Genomic DNA, 26,865 nt, shown 5'->3' on the forward strand with positions numbered 1-26,865 from the left:
GTGCGGTGTATCGGAGGCGCTGTGTATCAGGGGCGCCGACGTGCGGTGTATCAGAGGCCGCGGCCGGCCGTCAGGCGCTGCGGTCGAGTGCGCGCAGCGAACGGTCCGTGATGGACCGGGCGCCGCGCCCTATGGCGATCGTGCCGGACTGGACGAGCTCCTTGATGCCGAACTGCTCCAGCATCTTGAGCATCGCCTCCAGCTTGTCACTCGAACCGGTGGCCTCGATGGTGACCGCCTCGGGCGAGACGTCCACGGTCTTGGCGCGGAACAGCTGGACGATCTCGACGATCTGGGAGCGGGTCTCGTTGTCGGCGCGGACCTTCACCAGGACGAGCTCGCGCTGGATCGCGGCGCCGGGCTCGAGTTCGACGATCTTCAGGACGTTGACCAGCTTGTTGAGCTGCTTGGTCACCTGCTCCAGGGGCAGGTCCTCGACATTGACCACGATGGTGATGCGGGAGATGTCGGGGTGCTCGGTGACACCGACCGCGAGCGAGTCGATGTTGAAGCCGCGGCGGGAGAACAGGGCGGCGATCCGGGCGAGGATGCCGGGCGTGTTCTCGACCAGGACGGAGAGCGTGTGCTTGGTGGACATGGTGTGGGTCTCCTCTTCGCGCTTTCGCTCTTCGCCTCAGTCGTCTTCGCCGTCGCCGAAGTCGGGGCGGACGCCCCGGGCGGCCATGACCTCGTCGTTGGAGGTGCCGGCGGCGACCATCGGCCAGACCTGGGCGTCCTCGTGGACGATGAAGTCGACCACGACCGGACGGTCGTTGATGGCGTTGGCCTCGGCGATGACCTTGTCGAGGTCGGCCGGGTCCTCGCAGCGCAGGGCGACACAGCCCATGGCCTCGGCCAGCTTGACGAAGTCCGGGACGCGGGTGCCCTTGGCGTCCGGGTTGACGTCGTCCGGGCCGGAGTGCAGGACGGTGTTGGAGTAGCGCTGGTTGTAGAACAGCGTCTGCCACTGGCGGACCATGCCGAGGGCGCCGTTGTTGATGATGGCGACCTTGATCGGGATGTTGTTCAGGGCGCAGGTGGTGAGCTCCTGATTGGTCATCTGGAAGCAGCCGTCGCCGTCGATCGCCCAGACCGTGCGGTCCGGCATGCCGGCCTTGGCGCCCATGGCGGCCGGGACGGCGTAGCCCATGGTCCCGGCGCCGCCGGAGTTGAGCCAGGTCGCGGGCTGCTCGTAGTCGATGAAGTGGGCGGCCCACATCTGGTGCTGGCCGACGCCGGCGGCGAAGATCGTGCCCTCGGGGGCCAGCTTGCCGACCCGCTCGATGACCTGCTGCGGCGAGAGGCTGCCGTCCTCGGGCAGGTCGTAGCCGAGCGGGTAGGTCTCGCGCCAGCGGTTGAGGTCGCTCCACCAGGCGGTGTAGTCGCCCTTGTGGCCGTCGCTGTACTCGGCCTGGACGGCCTGGACCAGGTCGGCGATGACCTCGCGGGCGTCGCCGACGATCGGGACGTCGGCGGTGCGGTTCTTGCCGATCTCGGCCGGGTCGATGTCGGCGTGGACGATCTTGGCGTACGGGGCGAAGCTGTCCAGCTTTCCGGTGACGCGGTCGTCGAAGCGGGCGCCGAGGGCGACGATCAGGTCGGCCTTCTGCAGCGCGGTGACGGCGGTGACCGAACCGTGCATGCCCGGCATTCCCACGTGCAGCGGGTGGCTGTCGGGGAACGCGCCCAGGGCCATCAGGGTGGTGGTGACCGGGGCGCCGGTGAGCTCCGCGAGGACCTTCAGCTCGGCGGTGGCGCCGGCCTTGAGGACGCCGCCGCCGACGTACAGGACGGGCCGCCTGGCGGCGGTGATCAGCTTGGCGGCCTCGCGGATCTGCTTGGCGTGCGGCTTGGTGACCGGGCGGTAGCCGGGCAGCTCGGTCTGCGGCGGCCAGCTGAAGGTGGTCTTGGCCTGGAGGGCGTCCTTGGCGATGTCGACCAGGACCGGGCCGGGGCGGCCGGTGGAGGCGATGTGGAAGGCCTCGGCGATCGTCTTCGGGATGTCCTCGGCCCGGGTGACCAGGAAGTTGTGCTTGGTGATCGGCATCGTGATGCCGCAGATGTCCGCCTCCTGGAAGGCGTCCGTGCCGATCGCCTTGGAGGAGACCTGGCCGGTGATCGCGACCAGCGGGACGGAGTCCATGTGGGCGTCGGCGATCGGGGTGACCAGGTTGGTCGCGCCGGGGCCCGAGGTCGCCATGCAGACGCCGACCTTGCCGGTGGCCTGCGCGTAGCCGGTGGCGGCGTGGCCCGCGCCCTGCTCGTGGCGGACCAGGACGTGGCGCACCCGCTTCGAGTCCATCATCGGGTCGTACGCGGGGAGGATCGCGCCGCCCGGAATGCCGAAGACGGTGTCGGCCCCCACTTCCTCGAGAGAACGGATGAGGGACTGCGCACCCGTGACGTGCTCGACGATGGTGGCGGGCTGGTGCGCGCCGCTACGGGTCCGCGGCTGCGGATGGTGCCCGGTGGCCTGCTCGGTCATCAGCATTCTCTTCTCGAAGCAGAGGGTTTTTGCGAGGGTTTGGTACGACTTCGGGGTGATCCGGTGCAACAAAAAACCCCTCGTGCCGTCAGGCAAGCGAGGGGAGCGCGTCGGGTGCGTTTCAGGCGGGCCTTTCGTGGCCTGCCTCAGCCGACGCGCTGTCCAAGTACGAGAATTCGGGTGCGCATGGCACTGACCCTCTCGCCGACGCCCGGTGACTGTCAAGTAGGTGGGACAGGAGTCTCATCATGTGAACGGCCCGAGGGTCGGTTTCCGGCACTCACGGCCACCACTCCGGCCGCCGCTCCGGGCGCCGCTCCGGGCGCCGCGCCGGGCACCGCTCCGGGCAGCGGGTACTCGTCCCTGACCAGGGCCCGGCGCAGCCGGTACTCGTCCAGCGGGCCGGAGAACGCCATGCCCTGGCCGTGGGTGCAGCCCATGGAGCGCAGCGCGAGGACCTGCTCGGGCATGTCCACGCCGTCGGCCACGGACTGCATCCCGAGGTCGCCGGCGATGCGGAGCAGCCCACTGGTGATCTTGCGCAGCCGGGCCGATTCCACGATGCCCTCGACCAGGCCGCGGTCCAGCTTCAGTATGTCGACGGGCAGCCGCCGCAGGGCGTTGATCGCGGCATGTCCGCTGCCGAATCCGTCCAGGGCGATCTTGACGCCGAGCCGGCGCAGGGCGGCCAGACGCTGCTCCAGCTCGTCGAAGGAGACCCGGGGGTCCCGGGGGTCGCTGTCGGCGAGTTCGACGATCAGGGAGCCGGACGGCAGCCCGTGCCGGGTGAGCAGGGACTCGACGGACCCGAGCGGCATCGAGCGGTCGAGCAGCCGGCGGGCGGAGAGCCGTACGGTCACCGGGGCACGATGGCCGATTCCGGCCCGTTCGGCGGCCTGCGCGACGGCCTCCTCCAGGAGCCAGCGGCTGAGCTCGGCGGTGCGCTCGCCGTCCTCGGGGACCCGGAGGAACTCGGCGGGCGTGAAGAGGATGCCCTGGGCGGAGCGCCAGCGGGCCTGGGCGGCGACGGCGGCGATCCGGCCGGTGCTCAGGTCGACCACGGGCTGGTGCAGCAGGGCGAACTCGCCGTCGTGCAGCGCGGTGCGCAGCCGGGCGGCGAGCTCGGTACGGCGCACCACCTCGGCCTGCATCTGCGGGGCGTAGAGCTCGACCCGGTCCTTTCCGGCGGCCTTGGCCCGGTACATCGCGAGGTCGGCGTTGCGCAGCAGGTCGCCCGCGCTGATGCCGGGCTCGGCGAAGGCGACGCCGATGGAGGCGGCGACCCGCACCTCGTCGGCGGCCCCGTCCACGCGGTACGGCTGGGAGAGCGTGGTCCGCAGCCGGTCGGCGATCTCGTGCACCCGGCACTCGCGGTCGGCCCGGTCGCGGGTGCCGTCGCCGAGGATGAGCGCGGCGAACTCGTCGCCGCCGAGCCGGGCGGCGGTGTCCCCGGCGCGCACCGAGTCGTGGAGCCGGCGGGCGGCCTGGACGAGGAGCTCGTCACCCGCCTGGTGGCCGAGCCGGTCGTTGACCGCCTTGAAGCCGTCGAGGTCGATGAAGAGCACGGCGGTGCCGGCGTCGCTCGCGCGGCGGTTGTTCAGCGCGCCGCGGACCCGCTCGGTGAACAGGGCCCGGTTGGGCAGGTCGGTGAGCGGGTCGTGCTCGGCGTTGTGGCGCAACTGGGCCTGGAGCCGGACCCGTTCGGTCACGTCGCGGCTGTTGAAGATCAGCCCGCCCTGGTGCCGGTTGACGGTGGACTCGACGTTGAGCCAGTCGCCGCGGCCGGAACGGAAGCGGCACTCGATCCGGGTGGTGGGCTCCACGGAGGGCGGCGCGGCGAGGAAGCGGCGCACCTCGTGGACGACGCCGCCCAGGTCCTCGGGGTGGATGAGGGAGGCGAGCTCGGAGCCGATCAGCTCCTCGGCCTCGCGCCCGTACACCCCGGCGGCGGCGGGGCTGACGTAGCGCAGTATGCCGGTGGGCGCGGCGATCATGATGACGTCGCTGGAGCCCTGCACGAGGGACCTGAAGTGGTTCTCCTGCTGGGCCAGTTCGTGGGTGAGGGCGATGTTGTCGAGCAGCATGATGCCCTGCCGTACGACGAGGGCGAGCACGACCGCGCACCCGGTGAGGACGACGACGCGGTCCACGCTGCGTCCCTCGACGACGTTGTACAGGATGCTCAGGGTGCAGACGGCGGCGGCGAGGTACGGCGTGAGGGCGGCGAGCGAACCGGCGAGGGGGCGGCTGTGCGGGTGCCGGGCGCGGGCCGCGGCGGGCACGGTGTCGGGCCTGCGGGCGCCCCAGGGGGCGTACGCGAGGAGCAGGGAGCCCGCGAACCAGCCGGCGTCGAGGAGCTGCCCCGAGCTGTAGTGCTCGCGCAGCAGCGGCGAGGTGAACAGCGCGTCGCACAGCACGGTGAGGGCGAGCGCGGCGATGGCGGTGTGGACCGCCGAGCGGTTGAGGTAGGAGCGGCGGAAGTGCAGCGCGAGCACCATGCTGACGAGCACGATGTCGAGCAGCGGGTACGCGAGGGAGAGCGCCGCGCGGGCGACGCTCTCGCCCGGCACGTACGCGGTGTGCGCGAGGGCGAGGCTCCACGAGAGGGTGAGCAGGGAGCCGCCGATCAGCCAGGAGTCCAGGGCGAGGCAGACCCACCCGGCGCGGGTGACGGGCTTCTTGGCGAGCACGAGCAGGCCGACGATGGCGGGTGGCGCGAAGAGCAGGAAACAGAGGTCCGCGGCGGAGGGGCTGGGCACCTCGCGCCGGAGCACGACCTCGTACCACCCCCAGACGGCGTTCCCGGCGGCGGCCATGAACGACGAGAAGGCGAAGAGGTACCAGGCGGGGCGGAAGATGCGGCGGCGGCCGCGGGCGTAGCGGAAGCAGGAGACGGCGGCGGTGAGCGCGGCGGCGCTCAGCCCGAAGTCCCCCATGACGAGGGAGAGTCCCTCGGAACCCCAGCCGAGGGCGGCGCCGGTGGCGTAGCCCCCGCAGAGCAGACCGAGCACGACCTGGGCGAGCATGCCGCCGAGTGCGCTCCCGGGGCGGCGGGGGCCGCGCTCGGGGGCGGGAGCGGGCGCCCTGACGCCGGGCCCGGGGGCGACGGGCGGGGCGCCGACGAGCGCCCCGGCGCTCACCGGGCCCTCCGGGCCTTCGCCGGGATGCGGCTGGGCCGGCTGCCCCGCGAGTACGTCACCGGGCCCCTCGGAGCGCGGCACGTCATGACTCCCGCAGCCGCCGGACGGCTCACCGTGCCCCGTGCAACGGGGACCGGCCGCGCCACGGGGCGCGGGAACGGCCACGGCGCCGGAACCGGCCGGCGGCTGGATGCCACGCCCGTCCGGGACGGCCCCGGCGGCCCCGGCGGCGCGGACGGGCTGGCCGGGTACAGCATGTCCTGGCAGAGTGCCGGCCCGTCCTGGAACCGCCGCCCGGCCCGGCACGGCGGCAGGCCTGCCCGGAATCGTCCCGCCCGGCAGGGCGGGTGTGAGGGAGGGGGCGGCCGGTGGCGGCGCCGTGGCGTCGGGTCGTCGATCGCTCGGCCGTGCTCCACCCGTCGCCCCCCTCGGCTTCTGATGTCCCGTCACTTCGCTCCCCAGCGTCTGCCCGTTCTCGACGCAGTCCCCCGCTCCGGGACCATACACCAGGATCGTCACTCAGGGACAGGGGTGGAGTACTCTCCGTGACGATCAAGTGGCTTGTGAGGAGCGCGTTCAGGGGGCGCACTCCCCCGGCGGCTCAGGTGGTGAGGACCACGTTGGCCAGGTCCTCACCCGCCGCGAAACGGTTCAGCTGCGCCGCGATCAGCCGCTTCGCGCGCGGCATGAACGCCGAGGTGGAGCCGCCCACATGGGGGCTCACGAGCACACCGGGAGCGTGCCACAGCGGGTGCCCGGCGGGCAGCGGTTCCGGATCGGTGACATCGAGTGCCGCGCGGATCCGGCCGCTCTCCGCCTCCTTCAGGAGCGCGGCGGTGTCCACCACGGGTCCGCGCGCCATGTTGACGAGCAGGGCGCCGTCCTTCATCCGGGCCAGGAAGTCCGGGCCGGCCAGGTGCCGGGTCTCGGGGGTGAGCGGCGTCGAAAGCACGACCACGTCGGCCTCGGGGAGCAGCGCGGGCAGTTCGGCGAGCGCGTGCACCGGGCCGCGCGCCGTGGTGCGCGCCGAGCGCGCGACGCGTGTGATCCGCGCGCACTCGAAGGGGGCGAGCCGGTCCTCGATGGCGGCGCCGATCGACCCGTACCCCACGATCAGCACGGACTTGTCCGCGAGCGCCGGGTAGAAGCCGGCCCGCCACTCCTCCGCGTCCTGGCCGCGCACGAAGCCGGGGATGCCGCGCAGCGAGGCGAGGATCAGGGCCAGGGCGAGCTCGGCGGTGCTGGCCTCGTGCACGCCCCGCGCGTTGCACAGGCGCACGCCGGGGCGCAGGTCGCCGATGCCGGGGGTGACATGGTCGACGCCCGCGGACAGCGTCTGCACGGCGCGCACCGAGGTCATCGCGGCGAGCGGCCGGACCGCGACGGCCTCGCCCTTCATGTAGGGCACGACATAGAAGGCGCAGCGGGCGGGATCGGCCGGAAAGTCCGGTCCGCCGTCCCAGAAACGGTAGTTGAGGCCCGACTCGCCCGGCGCGGGAAGCCCTTCGATCTCGTCCGCGGGAATCGGAAGCCACACGTCAGCGGCGGTGTCATCGAGTGTCATGAACGGGAGGCTATGCGAAGAATCCCGTGCGCCATTGGTTACTTTGGGGGCTGCACAGGGAGGGGTTGCGGCAGGTGGAGCGCAGGACGATCGGGGCGGCGGCGCTCGGAGTGGGTGCGGTGGGTCTCGGATGCATGCCGATGAACTGGGCGTACGACTCCTCCCAGCAGCGGGGCGACCGCTCGCTGCGCACGGTGCACGCGGCCCTGGACGCCGGGGTGACCCTGCTCGACACCGCCGACATGTACGGGCCGTTCACCAACGAGCTGCTGCTCGGGCGGGTGTTGAAGGAGCGCCGGGCGGACGCGTTCGTGTCGACCAAGTGCGGGCTTCTGGTGGGCGACGGGCATGTGGTGGCCAACGGGCGCCCCGGTTATGTGCGCCGGGCCTGCGACGCCTCGCTGCGGCGGCTGCAGACCGATGTGATCGACCTCTACCAGCTGCACCGGGCCGATCCCGAGGTGCCGGTGGAGGAGACCTGGGGCGCGATGGCCGATCTGGTACGGGCCGGGAAGGTGCGGGCGCTCGGGCTGTGCGCGGTGGGCGCGCGGACCCGGTCGTTCCGGCGGCCGGTGACGGGCGGCGGCTATGACGGAACGATCCGGCAGCTCGAACGCGTCCAGCAGGTGTTCCCGGTGAGCGCGGTCGAGGCGGAGCTGTCGGTGTGGTCGCCGGAGGCCCTGGAGCGGCTGCTGCCGTGGTGCGCGGCGCGCGGGGTGGGCTTCCTGGCGGCGATGCCGCTGGGCAGCGGTTTCCTCACCGGCACGCTGACGCCCGGCGGCGGTTTCGAGGCGGACGACCCGCGGGCCCGCCACCCGCGCTTCACGGCCGAGATGATGGCCTCGAACCAGCCGCTGGTGGCCGGTCTGCGCCGGGTCGCCGCCCGGCACGGCGCGGATGTCACCCCGGCGCAGGTCGCGCTCGCCTGGGTGCTCGCCCAGGGCCCGCACGTCGTCCCGATCCCGGGCGCGAAGCGGGAGCGCTGGGCGGTGGAGAACGCCCGGGCGGCCGGTCTGGTGCTCGGCGCCGCCGACCTGACGGAGATCGCGGCGCTTCCGGCGCCACGGGGGTCCTGGGACTAGGCCGCGGCCCAGGGCGCGCCGGGGCGCCGGCGCGTGGTGCGGGCCGCTGTCCCGGCGCCCTCGGGCCCGCACCGCGGCGCCCGGTCGAAAGTCCCGCGTCGCCCGTGCGGCCTGGTCCCGTGCGCGGGGCACGCGGGGTATCAAGGGGGGAGACCGTCGGGCGAAGGGACCGGAGCATGCCTCCAGGGCGTGTGTCGAAAGCGGCGTCGTCCGCCCGCGGGGCGGGCTGGGAGGCGTCCGGTGCGTGCGTGCGGGGCGCCTCCCGGCAGACGGGACTTTCGACACACGCCCTGGGGCGGGGCCTCGTGGGAGGTGCCGCGGGCGTCGTCGCCGCGCTGCTGCTGGTCGCCGGGTGCTCCTCGCCGGAAGACGGGGAGGGCGGGGACCGTACGGCGAGTGCGCCGCCCCCGTCGTCCGCCGCGCCGACCGGCTCCGCCGACCCCGGCACCGTACGGGTCGCGGGCACGCTCACCGAGAACCTGAAGTCGCCGTGGGGCCTCGCCGAGCTGCCCGGCGGGGACCTGCTCGTGTCGTCACGGGACGAGCGGACGGTCACCCGGGTCGACGGGCGGACCGGCCGGCAGACCCCGCTGGGCGAGGTGCCGGGGGTGGTGCCGGAGGGCGAGGGCGGGCTGCTCGGCCTGGCCTTCCGGGACGGCTGGGTGTACGCGTATCTGACCGCCGCCTCCGACAACCGGATCGTGCGGATGCGGTACGGGGGCGGGGCGGGCGACCGGCTCGGGGCGCCGGAGCCGGTGCTCACCGGCATTCCCAAGGGTTTCGTCCACAACGGCGGGCGGATCGCCTTCGGCCCGGACGGGATGCTGTACGCGGGGACCGGCGAGACCGGCCGGACCGGGCTCGCCCAGGACCGGGGCTCGCTCGGCGGCAAGATCCTCCGGATGACCCCGGAGGGCCGCCCGGCGCCCGGCAACCCCTTCCCGGGCTCCCCGGTGTACTCGTACGGGCACCGCAATGTGCAGGGCCTCGCCTGGGACGCCGACGGACGCCTCTGGGCGTCGGAATTCGGCCAGAACACCTGGGACGAGCTGAACCTGGTCGAACCCGGCCGCAACTACGGCTGGCCGGTCGTCGAGGGCGCGGCCGGGCGGGCCGGCTACACCGATCCGGTGGCCCAGTGGCCGACCTCGGAGGCGTCACCGAGCGGCATCGCGTACGCACGCGGCGCGATCTGGATGGCCGCGCTGCGCGGCGAGCGCCTGTGGCGCATTCCGCTCTCCGGGGCGGAACGATCCGGGGACCCGACGGCGTTCCTGAAGGGAGAGTACGGGCGGCTGCGCACGGTCCTGGCGACCGCGGGCGGCACCCGGCTCTGGCTGGTGACCAGCGAGACCGACACCCGGGGCACCCCGGGACCCGGCGACGACCGGATCCTGCGCCTTGAGGTCGGTCCCGAGGGGTCCTAGACACCTCAGGGAGGCGGAGCACGTGTTCAACATGATGGAAGAGCTGTTCGCGCCCGGCCGCAAGCACACCGAGGACGAGCGGCAGCGGCTCGCCCTGACCCGGGAGGACCTGGGCGAGGGAGACCCGTACCGGGGTCCGATAGACCTGACCTCCGGGAAGGTGACCATACGCATACCCGCCGCCGCCGAGGCCCCCGAAGACGCCGAAGACACCGACGGCGACTGATCACACGGGCGCGTCGAGCAGCCGCAGGCGGTGGGCCAGGGCCGCCGCCTCGCCGCGTCCCGCGACGCCCAGCTTGGCCAGGATGTTGGAGACATGGACGCTCGCCGTCTTCGGCGAGATGAACAGCTCCTCGGCGATCTGGCGGTTGGTGCGCCCGGCGGCGACCAGGCGCAGGACGTCCTGTTCGCGCGGGGTGAGGCCGAAGGCGTCCGACTCGGGCTCGGGCCTGGCCGGGGCGGTGGACGGGCCGGCGTCGAGCGGGGCGAGGCGGGCGCGGGCGGCGAGGAGTTCGATGTCCTCGCGCAGCGGGTGGGCCCCGAGGCGTACGGCGGTGGCGTGGGCGGCGCGGAGCAGGGCGGCGGCCTCCTCGCGGTGCCCGCCCTCGGCGAGCAGCGCGTCGGCGTGCCGGTGGCGGGCCATCGCCAGTTCGTAGGGCCGGTCGAGCGGCTCGACGGCGGCGAGGATCTCGGCCCGGCGTTCCGCGCTGTCCCGGCCCTCGGCGCGGGCCAGCTCGGCGGAGACGTACAGGGAGTACGCCTGCCAGACGGGCGCCGGAGCCGCCATGCCGCGCACGAAACGGCGGATCTGGCCGAGGGCCTCGGCGCGGCCCTCGGCGGCGGCTGGCAGGCCCCGGGCGTCGGCCTCCGCGGTGGCGGCGGCGGCCGCGAGCGGCCAGCCGTAGCGGTGGGTGCCGGGCGGGCACCCGTCCGCGACCGCCGCGGCGAACCCCGCCCGTACGTCGCCGAGCCGGCCCTCGGCGGCGGCGATGTGAGCCGTCACCTCGGCCATCGGGAGCGTGTACTGCGGGATCGGGTCGCGGCTGCCGTAGCGGGCGGCCGCCTCGGCGAGCCGGGCGGTGGCCTGGGCGGGTTCGCCGCGGACGACGGCGAGGTGGGCGAGCAGCAGCTGCGCGGTGACGCCCGGCTTGGAGGCGCCGGCCCCGGTGCGGAGCAGTGCCTCGGTCTCCTCCTGCACCCGGTCCCACTCGCCGAGGGAGAGCAGGGACTCGGCGAGGTTGGCGCGGACCCAGCCGGCGCTGTCGACGAGGCCGTGGGCGCGGGCGGATTCGATGCCGGCGGTGGCGATCTCGACGGCCTCCCGGGAGCGGCCGAGGCCTTCGAGGACGGAGGAGATGTTGACGTAGGTGCGCGAGGCCTCGTGGAACTGGCCGAGGGCCAGGGTCCGTTCGCGTACCTCGTGGAGCTGGGCGAGTCCGGCCTCGGGATCGCCCGCGGCGGCCATGATGGTGCCGAGGGTGCCGCGGGCGGAGAGTTCGATGGCCTCGGCCTTGACCAACCGGGCGTATTCGACGGCGCGTTCGGCGTCGGCGACGGCCTCGGGGCCGGGGTTGCGGAGCATGCCCCAGCCGGCGGCGAGGGCGAGGACCACGGCGTGCACGGCGGACGGCGGCAGACCGCGGACGAGTTCCTGGGCGCGGGTGATCTCGGCCCAGCCGTCGCCGCGGGCCAGGGCGGACTGGAGGCGGGCGCGTTCGACGTAGAACCAGGCGGCGCGCAGGGGGTCCTGCTCCTCGTCGCTGTCGAGGATCCGGAGCGCGGTGCGGCCGATCTTGAGGGCGCGTTCGCGTTCGCCGGAGAGCCGGGCGGCGACGGCGGCCTCGGCGAGCAGGTCGAGGTGGCGCAGCGGGGTCTCGGGGTCGCAGCCGCACGCGGGGTAGGACTCGGCGTGGTCGATGGGGCGCAGGGCGGCACGGACCTCGTCGGGGACCTCGTCCCAGAGTTCCATGGCCCGTTCGAGGAGCCGGAGCTGCTCGGCGTACGCGTAGCGCTTGCGGGTCTCGACGGAGGCGCGGAGGACGGCGGGCAGGGCGCGGGCGGCGTCGCGGGCGTGGTACCAGTACGTGGCGAGCCGGGTGGCGCGTTCGTCGGCGCGGACCAGGCCGGGGTCGGCCTCCAGGGCCTCGGCGTAGCGCCGGTGCAGCCGGGAGCGTTCGCCGGGCAGCAGGTCGTCGCTGACGGCCTCGCGGACCAGGGAGTGCCGGAAACGGTAGCCGTCGCCGTCGGGGGCGGCGAGCAGGATGTTGGCGCCGACGGCGGCGCGCAGGGCCTCGATGAGGGTGTCCTCGGGGAGTCCGGCGACGGCGGCGAGCAGGTCGAACTCGACGGTGGAGCCGCCCTCCGCCGCGATCCGGACGATCCGCTGGGCGGCCTCGGGCAGCGCTTCGACGCGGACCAGGAGCAGGTCGCGCAGGGAGTCGCTGAGGGAGTCGTTCAGGGGGCCGGTGGCGCAGCCGGAGGTGTGGGAGGCGACGAGTTCCTCGACGAAGAAGGCGTTGCCGTCGGAGCGTGCGAAGACCTGGTCGAGGAGGGCGGGGTCGGGTTCGGCGGCGAGGATGCCGGTGAGCTGGCGGTGCACCTCGGCGCGGGTGAAGCGGGCGAGTTCGACGCGGCGGACCGAGCGCAGCCGGTCGAGTTCGGCGAGCAGCGGACGCAGCGGGTGGCGGCGGTGGATGTCGTCGGCGCGGTAGGTGGCGACGACGGCGATCCGGCCGTGCGCGAGGGTGCGGAAGAGGTAGGCGAGCAGATGGCGGGTGGAGGTGTCGGCCCAGTGCAGGTCCTCCAGGACGAGCGCGAGGGTGCGGTCGGCGGCGAGGCCTTCCAGGAGCCGTACGGTGAGCTCGAAGAGGCGGGCGGTGGCCTCCTCGGCGGCGGGTTCGTGGCCGGTGGGGCCCGTGGGGCCGGTGGGGTCGCCGAGTTCGGGGAGCAGCCGGGCGAGTTCGCCCTCCTGCCCGGCGGCGGCCGCGGCGAACTCGGCGGGGAGTTCGCGGCGCAGGGCGCGCAGGGCGGTGGAGAAGGGTGCGAAGGGCAGTCCGTCGGCGCCGATCTCGACGCAGCCGCCGAGGGCGACGACGGCGCCCGCGGCACGCGCGCGCGTGGTGAACTCCTCGACGAGACGGGTCTTTCCGACGCCGGCCTCACCGCCGAGGAGGAGGGCCTGGGGCTCTCCCGCGGTCGCGCGGGAGAGCGCCTCGGTGAGGGCGGTGAGTTCGCCGGCCCGGCCGACGAAGACGGGGCTGACTGACCTGGTCTCCACGGCGCCGAGCATCGCACAGGCGTCCGCGTTTTCGCTCGTACGGGCGTCACGCGGCCCGCCGAGGTCACGCGGCCCACCGGGATCGTGCGGGCCGCCGAGTTCGTACGGCATGCCGAAGTCGTACGGCATGACCGGTCACGCGGCCCGGGCGAAGCGGCGCCGGTCGGGACTCACCCGCCCCTCGGGGTCGTGGCTCCGGCTGCGAGCGGCCTCGCGGGCGGCCTTGCGGGCCTCGCGGGCGAGGCGCTGGGCGGCGGCCTCGGCGACCAGCTCGGTGTGGCGGACCTGGTGGAGTTCGTACGCGAACATCGTGTTCTCCCTGGGGTTTCGGGACCGCCGGTCCCGGTGTCGGCATCGCTCCTTGCGATGCCTCCACTCTCGTCTCCCAGGGGGTACGGCCACATCGGGCGGGTGCCGCATGTTCGGCGCACGGGGGGCCTTAGACATCCCTCAGGGGGCCTTAGAGCAGGTCCAAGCGGATCCGGCCCTGGGGCCTGTCCGACCCTGATCCGCCGGACAGGCCCTAGGCACCCCGCGTGACCCAGCCCTTCTCGTACGCGTGCCAGCCCAGTTGCAGGCGGGTCGTGACTCTCGCGCGTCGCATCAGCCCCTTGACCCGCCGCTGCACGGTGCTCAGGCCCAGGTCCAGCTGTCTGGCGACGCCGGCGTCGGTCGATCCGGCAAGCAGCAGGGAGAGGATCCGCAGGTCGGTGAGGTCGGGTCCGGACCGTTCCGCCTCGACGACCTCCTCGCCCTCGCCGAGCCGCAACGGCAGCGCGTCCCGCCACACCGCCTCGAACAGGCCCACCAGGGATTCAAGGAGATCGCTCGCGTGGACCACCAGGGCCGCGGGCTCGGCGCCCGACGCGCTCAGCGGCATCATCGCCACGGCCCGGTCCGCCACGACCAGCTTGGTCGGCACCCGGTCGACCACCTTGACCTGTTGGTCGCGTCCCAGTGCCGCGGTGAGCTCGGTGGCCCCGCCGGGCAACGACAGCGCCTCGCGCTCAAGCACCGCGCGGTAGGCGACCCCGCGGTTCGCCACCCGCTCCTCGGCCGAGTTGTCCACGGGGGTGACGGCCACGGGTGTCCCGGTGACCAGGGCACAGACCTCGCGGGTCGCCCCCAGCTGGAGCTGGAGGAAACGGTGCGAGACGGCGCTCGCGCCGGTCACCACCTCCACCAGCTCGTGCACCGCGGGTTCCGCGGCCTGCGTCCGGTACTCCTCCGCCAGCCGCGCCGCGGCCCGTTCGGCCTGCTCCAGCTCATGCCGCTGCCGGGTGAGCAGCGCGCCGAGCGCGAGCCCGGGCGGGGCCGCCGTCCAGCGTCCCGCGCGGTCCGTGGACCGAGCGGCGAGGCCCTGCCGTTCGAGCCGGCGCAGCGCACCCTCCGCGGCGGTCTCGGTGAGCGACAGCCGGTGCGCGAGGGCGGGGACGTCGGCGGCCCCGAGCGTGACCAGCACGCGGTAGGCCAACTCCTGTGTCCGGTCGAGACCTATCGCTCCCAGCACCACCCCTCACCCCTTCCGGAGGCAATGCTTCCATCAGCACCCATGGCGGGAAACATTCATGGCGCGTTCCCGCCTCCGCGCATCGTTCCCGCGCCGCCCGCCGCTTTGCGATGGTGTCGCCACCGCAGCACCGACAAGCAGAGGGAGAGCGATGCGCCCGATATCGCGTACGGCCCTGGGAGCGGCGACCGCCGCCGTCCTGGCCGTCACCGCGCTCGCGCCGTCCGTGGCCGCCCGGCCGCAGGACGACGCGTCCGGCACCAGACCACTCGTCGGCAGTGAGGCCGCCGTCCGGCAGGCGGGCAAGCCCGTCACGGTCACCCTGGTCACCGGCGACAGGGTGCTGGTGACCACCGACGGCTCCGGCCGGAGCGCGGCCACCGCGCTGCCGCGCGAGGACGGCAGCGTGCCGCTCCTGGAGACCCGTCGGACGGGCAAGGACCTGTACGTCTATCCGGAGGGCGCCGCCGCGGCGCTCGCCGCCGGCAAGGCCGACGAGGAACTCTTCAACGTCACCGGGCTGATCCGGCAGGGATACGACGACGCGCACGCCGCCGACCTCCCGCTGATCGCCGTCTACGGCTCCTCCGTCGACGTCGCCCGCGCCGTGCCCGCCACCCCGCGCGGCGCCGCACGCGGCCTGGTGCTGAAGGCGGCCCGCGGTGTGGCCATGAAGGCCGACAAGAAGCGCGCGGCGGACTTCTGGGCCGACGTCACCTCCCCCCGCTCGCGCGCGGGCTCCGGCCTGAAGAAGCTCTGGCTGGACCGCAAGGTCGAGGCCACCCTGGAAAGGTCCACCGCGCAGACCGGCGCGGACCTCGCCTGGGCCGCCGGATACGACGGCAAGGGCACCAGGGTCGCGGTCCTGGACACCGGCGCGGACACCGGACACCCCGACCTCCAGGGCCGGATCGTCGCCTCTGCGAACTTCACCGACTCCACCACCGCCGAGGACCGGCAGGGCCACGGCACCCACACCATCTCCACCGTGGGCGGCTCCGGCGCGGCGAGCGGCGGCAAGAAGAAGGGGGTCGCCCCCGGTGCCGGGCTGCTGAACGGCAAGGTCCTCAACGACTGGGGTTCCGGGGCCACTTCGTGGATCATCGCCGGTATGCAGTGGGCCGTCGACAACAAGGCCGACGTCGTCTCGATGAGCCTCGGCAACCCGACCCCGACCGACTGCACCGACCCCATGAGCACGGCCGCCGAACAACTCGCCCAGTCCAAGGGCACCTTGTTCGTCATCGCCGCCGGAAACTCCGGCCCGTCCCTCAACACCGTCTCCTCCCCCGGCTGCGCCCCCAGCGTGCTCACCGTCGGCGCCGTCGACCGGGACGACTCCACCGCGTACTTCTCCAGTCGCGGACCGGCACTGATCTCGCACACGCTCAAGCCCGAGATCGCCGCCCCCGGTGTCACCATCTCCGCCGCAGCGATGGGCGGGCGCGGCGTCTACGCGTACCGCTCGATGTCCGGTACGTCCATGGCCACCCCGCATGTCGCGGGCGCCGCGGCCGTGGTCAAGCAGCGTCACCCCGACTGGACCGCGCAGCAGATCAAGGCCGCGCTCGTCTCCTCCGCGAAGGCCTCCGTGCCCGGCGACGTCCGTGAGACCGGCGGCGGCCGCCTCGACGTCAAGGCGGCGATCGACGCCACGGTCCTCGGCGCCCCGGCCGTCCAGGGCGGCGGCTTCGACTGGCCCCAGAGCAGCGCGGACCGCTCCACCGTCGCCGTCCCCTACACCAACACCACCGACCGGCCCGTGCGGCTCGGCCTCTCCGTCCAGCGCGTCACCGGCAACGACGGCACGGACGTGCGCTCGCCCCTCGCCAGGCTCGGCGCGGACAGCGTCACCGTCCCGGCCGGAGCCACCGTCGAGGTCCCGCTGGTCCTCGACCCGGCCGCCCACCTGGAGCCCGGCCAGTACGGCGACATCACCGGCCGGGTGCTTGCCACCGCCGACGGCGTCGGCGTCTCCACCCCGTTCTCCCTGTACGTCCAGCCCGAGACCGTCACCCTGAAGGTCGAGCTCGTCGACCGGCTCGGCAAGCCGGCCGCGGGAACGTCCTCGCTCGACGTCATCGGCACCGACACGGCCACCGGCGAGCGCCGCTACAACGGGGGCGCCGCGGTCCAGGAGTACCGGCTGCGCCCCGGCGCCTACTTCCTGTCGAGCTACGTCGTCACCCCCGACGCGGGCGAGGGCGCGAAGCTCGCCGACTCCCTCACCTACCTGAGCCGTCCGCAGCTGAAGCTGCAGAAGGACACGACCGTCGTCCTGGACGCCCGCGACGCCCACCGGCTGCGGGTCAGGACCGAACGCCCCACCGAGGTGCGCTCCGCCACCCTGGCCTTCAACCGCTCCTGGGACGACACCTGGCAGCACTCCGGCACCCTCTCGGGCGGGCGCACCCTCCGCGGCTACTACGCCTCCGTCGAGGGCACGGCGACCGACGGCGACTTCGAGTTCGGCAGCTACTGGCGCGCCACCACCCCGCTGATCTCCGAGCTCGCCGTCGTCGGCGGCGAGACGCTCCACCCGATCACCGCCACCACCGGTTCGGTCAACCTCGACGGCACGGGCGAGGCGCAGCTGGTCGACGCGAAGACCGGCACGGCGGGCGAGCTCGCGGCCGCCGGCGTCCAGGGGAAGATCGCCCTGGTCCGTGTCGCCGACGGCCAGACCTCCGTCTACCAGCAGGCCCGCGACGCCAGGGCGGCGGGCGCCAAGGCCGTCCTCGCGTACCACTCCGCCGCCGGCCGCTGGGTGCCGGCGACCGGCACCGTCACCGAGCTGCCGGTGCTCGCCGTCGAGTCCGCCGAGGCGAGCGCGCTGCTCGGCCGGCTGTCCGGCGGCCAGGTCACCCTCCGCTGGAAGGCCTGCGCGAAGGCCCCGTACGCCTACAGCCTCGCCTTCCCCCAGCGCGGCGGGATCGACGAGGACCTGACGTACCAGGTCGACGACGAGCGGCTCGGCCGCACGGAGGCGACCTATCACGCCATGGGCGTCGCCACCGACTTCATCGACTTCGTCGGCGCCGCCCGGCCGGACGGGACGCAGGTGTTCCTCGGCCTGGACGTCGTCCCGGCGCCCGGCACGCGCACCGAGTTCGTCACCCCCGGCGACACCTCCTGGATCCACTACATCTCCAGCAGCTTCCCCTGGGGCGAGTTCATGATCGGCCGGTGGCGGGCGTACCAGGCGGGTGAGCGGGACACGGAGCGCTGGTACGACGGAGCGGTCGCCCCGGTCGCCCCGCTCGACGCGGCCGGAAAGCCCGTTCTCACCGCCGAGCGCCAGGGCGGCCTGATCGGCTTCGCCGCCGCGATGTGGGGCGACGGCACCCACTACGCCCAGGACGGGTCGTTCGGCGACATCGGCAACCTGCAGCTGCGTCGTAACGGCGAGCAGATCGGCACGAGCTACTACCCCTTCGGGGTCTTCGAGGTCCCGGCCGAGGAGGCGTCGTACGAACTGGAGCAGAACACCGAGAAGTTCGGTGCCCCGGCCAAGGTCTGGCAGCGGTCCGTCAGGGTCAACACCGTCTGGCGGTTCCGTTCGGCGCTCGACGAGAACGTCTACTCCCAGCCCATCCCGATCCTCTTCCCCCGCTACAGGCTCCCCGAGGACGGCTTCAAGACCCTTCCCGCGGCCGACGGTCTGAAGATCAGCCTCTCCGCCACCGGCCACGCCGGCTACACCCCGGCCGCCCTGACCGATGCGAAGCTGTCGTACTCGTACGACGGAGGCGCGACCTGGACCGAGGCCCCGGTCGCCCTGCGTGACGGCACCTGGAGCGCCACCGTGGACCACGCGGGCGACTCCGGCAAGCAGGTCACGCTGAGGGCCGAGCTGACGGACGCGAACGGCAACTCCGTCCGCCAGACCGTGGTCCGCGCCTACGACGTGCGCTGACGGCGGCGGGTGCGGGAGCGGGAGCGGGCGGTCGCGCTGCGGCCGCCCGCTCCCGTACGTCCGCTCCCGTACGTCCGTTCCCTGACGGCCCCGTCAGGGCCTCAGGCGGTCTTCGCCGCGCGCCACTCCGGGGCGAGCACCGACCAGATCTCCGTGTCGTTGCGCTTGCCGCGGTAGGGGTAGTTCTCGCGCAGCACGCCCTCCTTGGTCATGCCGAGGCGGCGGGCGACGGCGATGCTGGGCGTGTTCTCGGGCGAGACCTGCCACTCGACGCGGTGGATGCCGCGCTCCTCGATCGCCCAGTCGATGATGGCCCGGCAGGCGCGGGTGACCAGGCCCCGCCCGGCGTACCCGGGCTCGATCCAGCAGCCGGCCTCGGCGGTGCCGCTCTCGGTGTCGAAGTGGACGAAGAGCACGCCGCCGACGAGGAGGCCGTCGACCCGGATGCCGTAGATGTGGCCGGCGTCGCGGGCGGCCCGGTCGGCGTAGCGGGTGAGGTGGGCGCGGGCGGTGTCGAGGTCGGTGACGATGTCCGGGAGGCCGACGTGGGCCCCGATGAACGCGCGGCCCCGGTCGATGTGGGCGAGGAACTCCTCGGCCTGCCAGGGGTCGAGCGTGCTGAGCTCGGCGCCGTCGTCACCCAGTGGTATCGCGAACATCCTCGGTCTCCTCCGCCGGTCCCGTCGTCACCCGCTGTCCGGGTATCCGCGCGGCCTCGGCGGACTCCCCGTGCGCCGTGGCCTCCACGGCGTCCGCGGCGATCTTCGCACGGGCCGCGTCGGCCGCGCGGGCGTCGGCGGCCACGCGGCACTCCGGCGGTTCGATGCTGATCCGCGGCAGCCGGCGGTCGAGCCAGCGGGGCAGCCACCAGTTGGCGCCGCCGAGCATGTGCATGAGGGCGGGGACGAGGAGCGTGCGCAGGACGAAGGCGTCGAGGGCGACGGCGGCGGCGAGCGCGATGCCGAACATCGCGATGACCCGGTCGCCGGAGAGGACGAAGGCGAGGAAGACGGAGATCATGATGACCGCCGCGGAGTTGATCACGCGGCTGGTCTCGGCGAGGCCGACCCGGACCGCGCGGCGGTTGTCGCCGGTCTCCAGCCACTCCTCGTACATCCGGCTGACCAGGAACACCTGGTAGTCCATGGAGAGACCGAAGAGCACCGAGACCATGATCACGGGCAGGAAGGGTTCGATGGGCCCGGCGCTGCCGAGGCCGAGCGCCTCGCTGCCCCAGCCCCACTGGAAGATCGCGACGACCACGCCGAAGGCCGCGGCGACGGCCATGACGTTCATCAGGGCGGCCTTGAGCGGGATGCCGATCGAGCGGAAGGCGAGCAGCAGCAGTACGCAGCCGAGGGCGATCACGGCGCCCACGAAGAGGGGCAGCTTGCCGACGATGATGTCGGCGAAGTCGTCGTACGAGGCGGTGACGCCGCCGACCTCGACCTGGAGCGAGGTGCCGTCCTCGGCGGTCGGCAGCACGTCGTGGCGCAGCCGGTCGACGAGCTCGCTGGTGGCCGTGGACTGGGGCGAGGAGTCGGGGACGACGGTGAGGACGGCGGTGTCACCGGTGCTGTTGTACGTGACCGGCGAGACCGACTCGACGCCCTTGGTGTGCGCGAGGCGGGCCGGGAGCGCGTCGAGGGCGACCCGGTCGTCGGCGCCGTCGAGCTGGGCGACGAGGGCGAGCGGGCCGTTCGCGCCGGGCCCGAAGCCGTCGGCCATCAGGTCGTAGGCCTTGCGGGTGGTGGCCGTGGCGGGGTTGTTGCCCTGGTCGGAGCTGCCCAGGTGGAGCCCGAAGGTGGGCAGGGCGAGCACCACCATGACGACGGCGGCGACCGCGCCGAGCAGCTTGGGGTGGCGCTCGACGAAGGCGGACCAGCGGGCGGCGAAGCCGGTGGGCAGCTCGGGCTGCGGGCCGTGCTCGGCGAGCTGCCGGCGTTCCTTGCGGCTCAGCGCGCGCATGCCGATGAGGGAGAGCAGCGCGGGCAGCAGGGTGACGGAGGCGGCGACGGTGAGGACGACGGTGAGCGAGGCGGCGATGGCCACGCCGTTGAGGAAGCCGAGCCGGAGGATGAGCATGCCGAGCAGGGCGATACAGACGGTGGCGCCCGCGAAGACCACGGCCCGGCCGGTGGTGGCGACGGCGATCCGGGCGGCCTCGTTCACGGGCAGACCGCGTTTGAGGCCCTTGCGGTGCCGGGTCACGATGAACAGCGCGTAGTCGATGCCGACGCCGAGGCCGATGAGCATGCCGAGCATCGGCGCGAAGTCGGCGACCGTCATCAGATGCCCGAGGAGCACGATGCCGGAGTACGCGAGGCCGACGCTGACCAGGGCGGTCGCGATGGGGAGGACGGCGGCGGCGAGGGAGCCGAAGGCGAGGAAGAGGACGACGGCGGCGACGGCCACGCCGACCGCCTCGGCCATGTGCCCGCCGGGCGCCACGGTGGCGCCGACGGCGCTGCCGCCGAGCTCGACCTGGACGCCGTCCGTGGCGGCGGCCTTCGCGGTGTCCACGAGGGCCTGCGCCTGGGCCTTCGGGATGTCGGCGGCCTGCGCGTCGAAGGTGACGGCGGCGTAGGCGGTGCGCCCGTCCTCGCTGATCTGGCCCGGCGTGGAGCCGTACGGGGAGGTGACGGAGGCGATGCCGGGCAGGTCCTCGACCTGGTGGAGCATGGCGGTCATCCGCTGCTCGACGCCGGCGGCGCGGACGCTGCCGTGGTCGGTGTGCCAGACGATGGTGTCGCTGTCGCCGCCGGCGCCGTGGAAGCCGCGGTCGAGGAGGGCGGTGGCCCGCCCGGACTCGGTGCCGGGCACCTCGTAGTCGTTCGAGTACGCGCTTCCGGCGAGCGCCGCTCCGGTCACGGCGCCGCCGAGGGCGACGAGCCAGAGCAGAACGGCGACGAGGCGGTGCTGCACGCACCACCGGGCGATAGCTGCCAACGGACGTTCTCCCCTGGGTGGACCTGTACTCCGCCCACTGTTACAGCCAAACGTGATCGTTTGTCCGTTTCGTGGCGATCCTCACAGGGATGTCGGAAGCGCATAAAGAAGGAGGTGAGGACCGCGGTGAGGACCGCGGTGAGGACTGCGGCGCGGACCGCGGAAGCAGCGGTCCTCACCCCCGGCGTCGCGCCCCTGGCGTCGCGGGGCCGAAGCCCCGGCGTGTCAGGTCCCGCTCGGGGTGACGCAGTGGCCGGGACCGCTCGGGAGGACCCGCTTCTCGTCGTACAGGTCGGCCAGGGCGACCTTGGTCTCCTTGGCCGCCTGGCCCGCCTTCCACCGCCCCTCGGCGAAGAGCGGGTGGAGGTATCCGTCCTTCGGAGCCGAGCAGTCGTGGTTGGCGACCTCGCTCGCGTAGGCGCCGAGCACGAGCTTCCCGTCCTTCGACGTGACCGTGAACTGTCGCCGTACGGCGATCCGCGCCACCTCGGGGGCGCCCGGGACGACCTCGTGGCCGCCCTCGGCCCGCACCAGGGGGTAGACGAAGGAGAAGTCGACGTGCACGGCCAGCTCCCCCGCCGCCGAGACCTTGTACGTCATCGTCCCCTTCGTCCGGACACCGCTCTCGTCCAGGTACGCCTCCGCGGGGTCGAAGCGGGTGACCATGTCCTTCCGTACGGCCTCGTCGGCTCCGCTCGGGTCCAGCAGGGCGAGCGCTGCCGCCGGCTCGGCGCCGGCGAGGGTGTCCTCCGCGACGTTGGTCTCGACGAGCAGGGTCTTCACGTCGTCGAGGACGGCGGTGATGTCCTTCGCCGTGAGCCCTCCGGAAGCCATCGGCACGGGGACGTAGATCCCGTCGGCCCCCTCGGTCCAGCCGGCGGCGGGCGAGTTCCGGAACGGCATGTCGGGCGTGTACGGCCATTCCAGAGGCCAGGCCTCCTCGTCGAGCACCCCGGCGCCGTACGGCTCGTAGGGCGGCCGCTCCCCCGTCACGTCGGTCAGCCAGAACCCGAACCCGCCGAGCAGCAGTACACCGGCACCTGCCGCGGCCCCGATCTTGAGGCGCCGCGCCCTCCTGTCGCGCCGCAGCGCCTCCTCGCGGCCCGGATCGTTCGCCTGCGCGCGCAGACGGGCGACGTAATCCGTCGGTTCCACCGACATGTTCTGCTCCCTCCCCTGCTCCGCCAGGGTCGGCAGAGCGGAGCGGAGCCTCTCACAGGGCGGCGCGGGCCGTCATCACGGTTTCCCCTTGTCCGAACGGTGGGGTTCGCGAGCACTCTCGGTCACGTCGGCGCGGGGCGGTGCCGGGCTGAGTACCGTGGGGGTACCGCGCTTCCTCATGGAGGCACGATGTCCACCCGAGGGCTGACGTACGCACAGGGGCGGGCCCGCACCGGTTGGTGCCGAGTTGACCCCGGCTCCGCGCGGGCGGCAAGCTGATCGCCTGTCAACTCATGGGTCTTGGGGGAACATTGAGCGGTACAGCGCATCACATCGGACCCGACTCCGCGCCCGACCGGTACCGGCTGCTCCGGTCCATCGGGCGCGGCGGCGAGGCCGTGCTCTATCTCGCGGAGATCGAGCTTGCGGGCGGCACCGAGCCCGTCGTCGTCAAGGTCCTGGACTCCAAGACGACGATCACGCCCGAGATCTTCGAGCGGGTCAGCAACAAGTGGAACGAGCAGGCCGAACTGCTGCGTTTCGTCAGCCGCCCCGGCGTCGTCGGGGTGCGCGAGCACTTCCAGGGCGCGCCCATCCACCGGCCCGGCGAGTCCGAGACCCTGACCGGCCGGGCGCTCGTCCTCGTCATGAACCATGTCGACGGCCTCGACCTGCGCGACTGGCGCGCCGAGCGGTCCCTGGCCACGCCCGCCGAGCGGCGCGAGGTCATGCGGACCCTCGAACAGCTCGCGGACGTCCTCGACTGGCTGCACTCCGGCAAGGCCACGCCGTCCGGGCGGACCGTGGTGCACGGCGACCTCTCGCCGGGCAACGTCATGGTCGACGAGCACGGCCAGGCCACCCTCGTCGACTTCGGCCTCAGCAAGCTGACCGCCGACCACCAGACCGCCGAGGTGTGGTTCACCCCGGGCTACGCGGCGCCGGAGATCTTCGACGGCAAGCGGACCCCGGCCACCGACCGGTACGCCTTCGGGGCCATCGCCTACTTCCTGCTGAGCGGCCAGTCGCCGCCCTCCGCGCCCGAGCAGCTCACCGCGGCGCTCGGCGCCGTACCGCAGCTCGCCGGGCTCACGGCGGAGCAGCGCGAACGGGTGCTCGCCATCGCGGCGGCCGACGCCGACCGGCGTCCGCTGTCGCTCTCGGCGTGGGTCAAGGAGGTCCGGCACGGGGTGGTGTCCACGACCACGACCTCCCGGCCGGCCGAGCCCGAGGACGCGGTCCCGCCCCGCCCGGCGGACGCCCCGTCCGACGCCCCGGCCGCCGCCGCGCCGGCCGTCCCGCCGCTCCCGGCGACCCCTCCGCCCACCCCGCCCGCGCCGGTGGCCGACACGCCCACGGTGGGCTTCGGGGCGCCGGCCCCTGCCCAGGCCCCGGCCCCGTACGGGCAGCCGACCGCCGGCATCCCGGCGTACGGAGGCCCTGGTGCTCCTACGGCCGGGATGCCCACCGGACCCGGGCGGCCGGAGCCGCGCAAGAGCCGCAAGGGGCTGGTGTTCGGCGCCGTCGCCGGGGTGCTGCTGATCGCCGTCCTCGCGGTGGTCGGGGTCCGGATGCTCGCCGACCGCGACGACAAGGCCGGCGGGGACGGCAAGAACGACCAGGCCGCGCCGCCCTCCACCTCGGCCCCGGTGACGCCCGAGCCGACCACCGAGCAGCCGACGGACGAACCGACGACCGAGGACCCCGCGACGGAGGAGCCCGTCGACCCGAGCGGGAGCGGCAGCCCGTCGGTCGACCCCGGCTCCGTCCCGGACGCGCCCGTGGCCGATCTGACCGCCCTCGCCTCGGTCAGCGACCCCGATGACTTCACCGTCGGCAGCGCCAAGATCAACACCAAGGAGTACGGCGCGGCGCTGATCGGCGACTGCTACGGCGGGGCCTACGTCGAGTACGACCTCAACCGGGAGTGGAAGTCCTTCGAGTTCACCGCCGGCATCGATGACGGCTCCGAGATCGAGAGCGCGCGGATCGTGATCTCGGTCGACGACAAGCCCGCCGACTTCAACGAGACCGTGCACCTGGGCAAGCCGATCTCCCGGACCCTGGACATCAGCGGGGCGCTGCGGCTCCGGCTCAAGGTCGAGTCGACCTGCACCGACTCGGGAAGCGGGATCATCGCGGCCCCGCTCCTCAGGCGGTAGGACGGCTCGGCCGGCCCACAAGACACGCCCCAGGGACGGCCCCCCGCATTCGCCGTGTCACACGCGGATACGGGGGCTGCCTCCGTCCAGGAGCGCGAGGCCGAGCTCGGTGACGGTGTGCAGGGTCGCGTTGCGGTGACGCAGGCTGGTGACGAGCGCCGCCTCCCGCAGGGCCGTGATGTGGCGGCTGGCGTTGGGCGCCGTGGTGCCCGCGGCGCGGGCGAGCTCGCCCGTCGTCGCGATGCCGTCCGCGAGCGCCGACAGCAGGATCGCCCGGGTCGGGCCGATCAGGGCCGCGAGCGCGCGTCCGTCGGCCGGCCGGGCCTCCGGGGTCGCCCAGGCGGCGTCGTGCTCGATCGGGTGGACCAGGACCGGCGGCAGCGTCGGGTCGGCCAGCGTCGTCGGCGCGTAACGGCTGAAGAACGACGGCTGGAGCAGCAGGCCGCGGCCGCCGAGATGCAGGTCCTGGTCGACCGGGAAGTCGAGCCGGAGCACCGGATAGTCCCACTGCGCGGACGGATGGATCGTGTTGAGGACCGCGTCCCAGCCGCCCTCCGCGAGCACGGTCGAGCGCCGGGACCTGTCCCGGCTGACCTGCACCCGAATGCGCTCCCAGAACGGCGCGAGCACGGTGTCGAAGTACGCGCCGGCCGCGTCGGCGAGCCGGCCGATGCCCTCGGTGTCCCCCTCCGCCAGCTCCCGGCTCCAGGACGGCATCCGCCTGGCCCCGTTCTGGCGTGTGAACTCCCGTAAGTCCCGGTGCACTTGACGCAGCGGTGTGGAGCGCAGGGCCTCAAGGCGTTCGGCCAGACCGCCGTCGACCGCGGGCGTCAGGAAGTCCACCGCGTAGCCGACAGGCGGCGCGAGCGCCGTCAACAGGCGTGTGGCGGACGGGACTCGGGGCAGCGACTCGCGCAGCCAGGGCCCGAACAGCACCCCCGCGTCCCGTCTTCGCAGCCGGTGCAGGCTGATCAGCAGCTCCCACATCGGGTCGGGTTCGGATGCGATCCGCACCCGCGCGAGGTCCTCTCCCGTGAAGTGGATGCGCAGCATCCTCTCAACCCCTCCCACCACGGCAATTGCGTTCCAGCGCAACGAAGTTCACGGAACTCCCCCCGTCCTCACAGACTCTGACCGAACAGTGTTCGATCAACGCACTCACCAACAGGACGGTGGATCGTAAAATGCCCGAGACCCTGGCGAAGAACGTTTGCGGTGCGCGTGTCGCCGCGCGGGGGCTCGTACGCGCACTGGCCGCGGGAGCGGTCGCGGGAGCGGTCCTCGCCTCCGTGGCAGGCTGCTCCGGAGCGGCCGGCGGGCCGTCCACGGCACCGGCCCCGGCGCCCGCGCCGAAGCAGGTGATGGCACCGGCCGAGCTGACCGCGCTGCACGAACTCCCGCCGATCACCGCCCTGTTGTTCACCCCTCAGCTGCACGGCGCCCAGGCCCAGCAGAAGGTGGCCATCGCCTGCATGGCCGAGCGCGGCTACCGCTACGCCCCCGCTCCCCCGGCTGCGGACACGGGCAAGGACGGGGGCACGGATGGCGGGGGCGGCGCGGAGGAGCGTCCGCGGCCGTTCGGCCTCGAGTCCTCGGTCCCGCCGCGCGCCGCCACGGCGTCGCCCGCGACACCGCCCGAGGCGCCGCCCCGGCCCGGCAGCCCGGAGAGCACCCCCGCCTACGCCCAGGCCCTGTTCGGCCGGGAGAGCGCGCGGGTCTCGACGAAGGGCATCCGGATGAGCGTCTCGCGGCCGGGCGAGGGCTGCCTCGCCGAGGCGGAGAAGCGGTTGCTCGGCGACGGGCGGATGCGCTGGCTCCAGGTGCGGATCATGCTGTTCGAGGCGCAGGAGCTGGCGCGCGGCGACGTGGAGAAGGACCCCGGGTTCCGGGCGGCGACCACGCGCTGGCGGGCGTGCATGGACCGGGCCAAGGTCAAGGCCCAGGACCCCGTGCAGGTCCTGAACTCGCTGCCCTCGGCCGACGCCCGGCGGACCAGCCCGGTCGCTGCGGCGGATCTGCGCTGCAAGGCGGAGACGGGGTACCTGACCACCGCGTACCAGCGGCTCGCCGCCGCGCAGCAGCGCTGGCTCGACAAGAACCCGACCGTCGGAGCCGACTGGAAGAAGCTGTCGGACCGTCAGAACAAGGCGGCCGGCGAGGTCCTGAGCGGCTCGACGACCGGCTGAGCC

17 protein-coding genes are annotated in these 26,865 nt (G+C 73.5%); 6 read left to right on the forward strand and 11 right to left on the reverse strand.

Annotated elements, in window-relative coordinates; all coding sequences use genetic code 11:
• Positions 1–70 precede the first annotated feature (70 nt).
• The 4 genes from ilvN to AB0C73_RS24785 all read right to left on the reverse strand — a co-directional run bounded on the left by ilvN (position 71) and on the right by AB0C73_RS24785 (position 7,189).
• Entirely contained in the window at positions 71–598 is a 528-nt protein-coding gene (gene ilvN / locus AB0C73_RS24770; RefSeq protein ID WP_362533940.1) for an acetolactate synthase small subunit, read from the reverse strand.
• A gap of 36 nt (positions 599–634) precedes the next feature.
• Positions 635–2,491: an acetolactate synthase large subunit gene (locus AB0C73_RS24775; RefSeq protein WP_362533943.1), complete on the reverse strand. Its 1,857-nt coding sequence runs from the start codon at positions 2,489–2,491 to the stop codon at positions 635–637.
• A 215-nt stretch (positions 2,492–2,706) separates the two neighbouring features.
• Positions 2,707–5,511, reverse strand: a complete 2,805-nt coding sequence (locus tag AB0C73_RS24780) for an EAL domain-containing protein (RefSeq protein WP_362534030.1) — start codon at positions 5,509–5,511, stop codon at positions 2,707–2,709.
• 715 nt (positions 5,512–6,226) lie between these two features.
• Positions 6,227–7,189, reverse strand: a complete 963-nt coding sequence (locus AB0C73_RS24785) for a 2-hydroxyacid dehydrogenase (RefSeq protein ID WP_362533946.1) — start codon at positions 7,187–7,189, stop codon at positions 6,227–6,229.
• A 74-nt stretch (positions 7,190–7,263) separates the two neighbouring features.
• On the opposite strand from AB0C73_RS24785, the gene AB0C73_RS24790 reads away from it, so the two are divergent.
• The 3 genes from AB0C73_RS24790 (at position 7,264) to AB0C73_RS24800 (ending at position 9,924) form a co-directional block, all read left to right on the forward strand.
• Positions 7,264–8,271: an aldo/keto reductase gene (locus AB0C73_RS24790; RefSeq protein ID WP_362533948.1), complete on the forward strand. Its 1,008-nt coding sequence runs from the start codon at positions 7,264–7,266 to the stop codon at positions 8,269–8,271.
• A gap of 305 nt (positions 8,272–8,576) precedes the next feature.
• Positions 8,577–9,698: a PQQ-dependent sugar dehydrogenase gene (locus tag AB0C73_RS24795; protein WP_362533951.1), complete on the forward strand. Its 1,122-nt coding sequence runs from the start codon at positions 8,577–8,579 to the stop codon at positions 9,696–9,698.
• Positions 9,699–9,720: 22 nt separating this feature from the next.
• Positions 9,721–9,924, forward strand: coding sequence for a DUF6191 domain-containing protein (locus AB0C73_RS24800; protein ID WP_362533953.1), 204 nt, complete (start codon positions 9,721–9,723; stop codon positions 9,922–9,924).
• On the opposite strand, the gene AB0C73_RS24805 is transcribed toward AB0C73_RS24800, so the two are convergent.
• The 3 genes from AB0C73_RS24805 to AB0C73_RS24815 all read right to left on the reverse strand — a co-directional run bounded on the left by AB0C73_RS24805 (position 9,925) and on the right by AB0C73_RS24815 (position 14,488).
• On the reverse strand, positions 9,925–12,990 hold the full coding sequence (locus AB0C73_RS24805; protein WP_362534033.1) for an AAA family ATPase: 3,066 nt from the start codon (positions 12,988–12,990) through the stop codon (positions 9,925–9,927).
• 123 nt (positions 12,991–13,113) lie between these two features.
• Positions 13,114–13,287, reverse strand: coding sequence for a hypothetical protein (locus AB0C73_RS24810; protein ID WP_362533956.1), 174 nt, complete (start codon positions 13,285–13,287; stop codon positions 13,114–13,116).
• 214 nt (positions 13,288–13,501) lie between these two features.
• A complete protein-coding gene (locus AB0C73_RS24815) occupies positions 13,502–14,488 on the reverse strand; it encodes a helix-turn-helix transcriptional regulator (RefSeq protein WP_362533958.1) in 987 nt (328 codons plus the stop codon).
• Positions 14,489–14,639: 151 nt separating this feature from the next.
• On the opposite strand from AB0C73_RS24815, the gene AB0C73_RS24820 reads away from it, so the two are divergent.
• Positions 14,640–18,404 carry a S8 family serine peptidase gene (locus AB0C73_RS24820; RefSeq protein WP_362533961.1) on the forward strand — a complete coding sequence of 1,255 codons (3,765 nt, stop codon included), beginning with the start codon at positions 14,640–14,642 and terminating at the stop codon, positions 18,402–18,404.
• 101 nt (positions 18,405–18,505) lie between these two features.
• On the opposite strand, the gene AB0C73_RS24825 is transcribed toward AB0C73_RS24820, so the two are convergent.
• From AB0C73_RS24825 to AB0C73_RS24835, 3 genes are all read right to left on the reverse strand, one after another.
• Complete coding sequence (locus tag AB0C73_RS24825) at positions 18,506–19,063, reverse strand: GNAT family protein (RefSeq protein ID WP_362533963.1); 558 nt, start codon at positions 19,061–19,063, stop codon at positions 18,506–18,508.
• Positions 19,041–21,353 (reverse strand): MMPL family transporter, encoded by a 2,313-nt coding sequence (locus AB0C73_RS24830; RefSeq protein WP_362533966.1) that lies wholly within the window; start codon positions 21,351–21,353, stop codon positions 19,041–19,043. The genes AB0C73_RS24825 and AB0C73_RS24830 overlap by 23 nt, the downstream gene beginning before the upstream one ends.
• Positions 21,354–21,578: 225 nt before the next feature.
• On the reverse strand, positions 21,579–22,514 hold the full coding sequence (locus AB0C73_RS24835; protein ID WP_362533968.1) for a hypothetical protein: 936 nt from the start codon (positions 22,512–22,514) through the stop codon (positions 21,579–21,581).
• A 311-nt stretch (positions 22,515–22,825) separates the two neighbouring features.
• Between AB0C73_RS24835 and AB0C73_RS24840 the strand changes: the two genes are divergently transcribed.
• The gene (locus tag AB0C73_RS24840) at positions 22,826–24,676 is read left to right on the forward strand and encodes a protein kinase (RefSeq protein WP_362533970.1); all 1,851 of its coding nucleotides are present in this window, start codon (positions 22,826–22,828) and stop codon (positions 24,674–24,676) included.
• Between the two features lie 57 nt (positions 24,677–24,733).
• On the opposite strand, the gene AB0C73_RS24845 is transcribed toward AB0C73_RS24840, so the two are convergent.
• Positions 24,734–25,729, reverse strand: a complete 996-nt coding sequence (locus AB0C73_RS24845) for a winged helix-turn-helix domain-containing protein (protein WP_362533972.1) — start codon at positions 25,727–25,729, stop codon at positions 24,734–24,736.
• A 131-nt stretch (positions 25,730–25,860) separates the two neighbouring features.
• Between AB0C73_RS24845 and AB0C73_RS24850 the strand changes: the two genes are divergently transcribed.
• Positions 25,861–26,862 carry a hypothetical protein gene (locus tag AB0C73_RS24850; RefSeq protein ID WP_362533973.1) on the forward strand — a complete coding sequence of 334 codons (1,002 nt, stop codon included), beginning with the start codon at positions 25,861–25,863 and terminating at the stop codon, positions 26,860–26,862.
• The last annotated feature ends 3 nt before the right edge of the window (positions 26,863–26,865 follow it).

The organism is Streptomyces sp. NPDC048623, assembly GCF_040650755.1.
Classification (GTDB): Bacteria; Actinomycetota; Actinomycetes; order Streptomycetales; family Streptomycetaceae; genus Streptomyces.

Bases quoted from the DNA above. Each gene is read 5' to 3' on its own strand.
- AB0C73_RS24780 (WP_362534030.1), bottom strand. From the start codon at position 5,511: ATGCTCGCCCAGGTCGTGCTCGGTCTGCTCTGCGGGGGCTACGCCACC.
- AB0C73_RS24825 (WP_362533963.1), bottom strand. From the start codon at position 19,063: ATGTTCGCGATACCACTGGGTGACGACGGCGCCGAGCTCAGCACGCTC.
- AB0C73_RS24835 (WP_362533968.1), bottom strand. From the start codon at position 22,514: ATGTCGGTGGAACCGACGGATTACGTCGCCCGTCTGCGCGCGCAGGCG.
- AB0C73_RS24850 (WP_362533973.1), top strand. From the start codon at position 25,861: ATGCCCGAGACCCTGGCGAAGAACGTTTGCGGTGCGCGTGTCGCCGCG.
- AB0C73_RS24775 (WP_362533943.1), bottom strand. From the start codon at position 2,491: ATGCTGATGACCGAGCAGGCCACCGGGCACCATCCGCAGCCGCGGACC.
- AB0C73_RS24785 (WP_362533946.1), bottom strand. From the start codon at position 7,189: ATGACACTCGATGACACCGCCGCTGACGTGTGGCTTCCGATTCCCGCG.
- AB0C73_RS24805 (WP_362534033.1), bottom strand. From the start codon at position 12,990: ATGCTCGGCGCCGTGGAGACCAGGTCAGTCAGCCCCGTCTTCGTCGGC.
- AB0C73_RS24820 (WP_362533961.1), top strand. From the start codon at position 14,640: ATGCGCCCGATATCGCGTACGGCCCTGGGAGCGGCGACCGCCGCCGTC.
- AB0C73_RS24845 (WP_362533972.1), bottom strand. From the start codon at position 25,729: ATGCTGCGCATCCACTTCACGGGAGAGGACCTCGCGCGGGTGCGGATC.
- ilvN (WP_362533940.1), bottom strand. From the start codon at position 598: ATGTCCACCAAGCACACGCTCTCCGTCCTGGTCGAGAACACGCCCGGC.
- AB0C73_RS24810 (WP_362533956.1), bottom strand. From the start codon at position 13,287: ATGTTCGCGTACGAACTCCACCAGGTCCGCCACACCGAGCTGGTCGCC.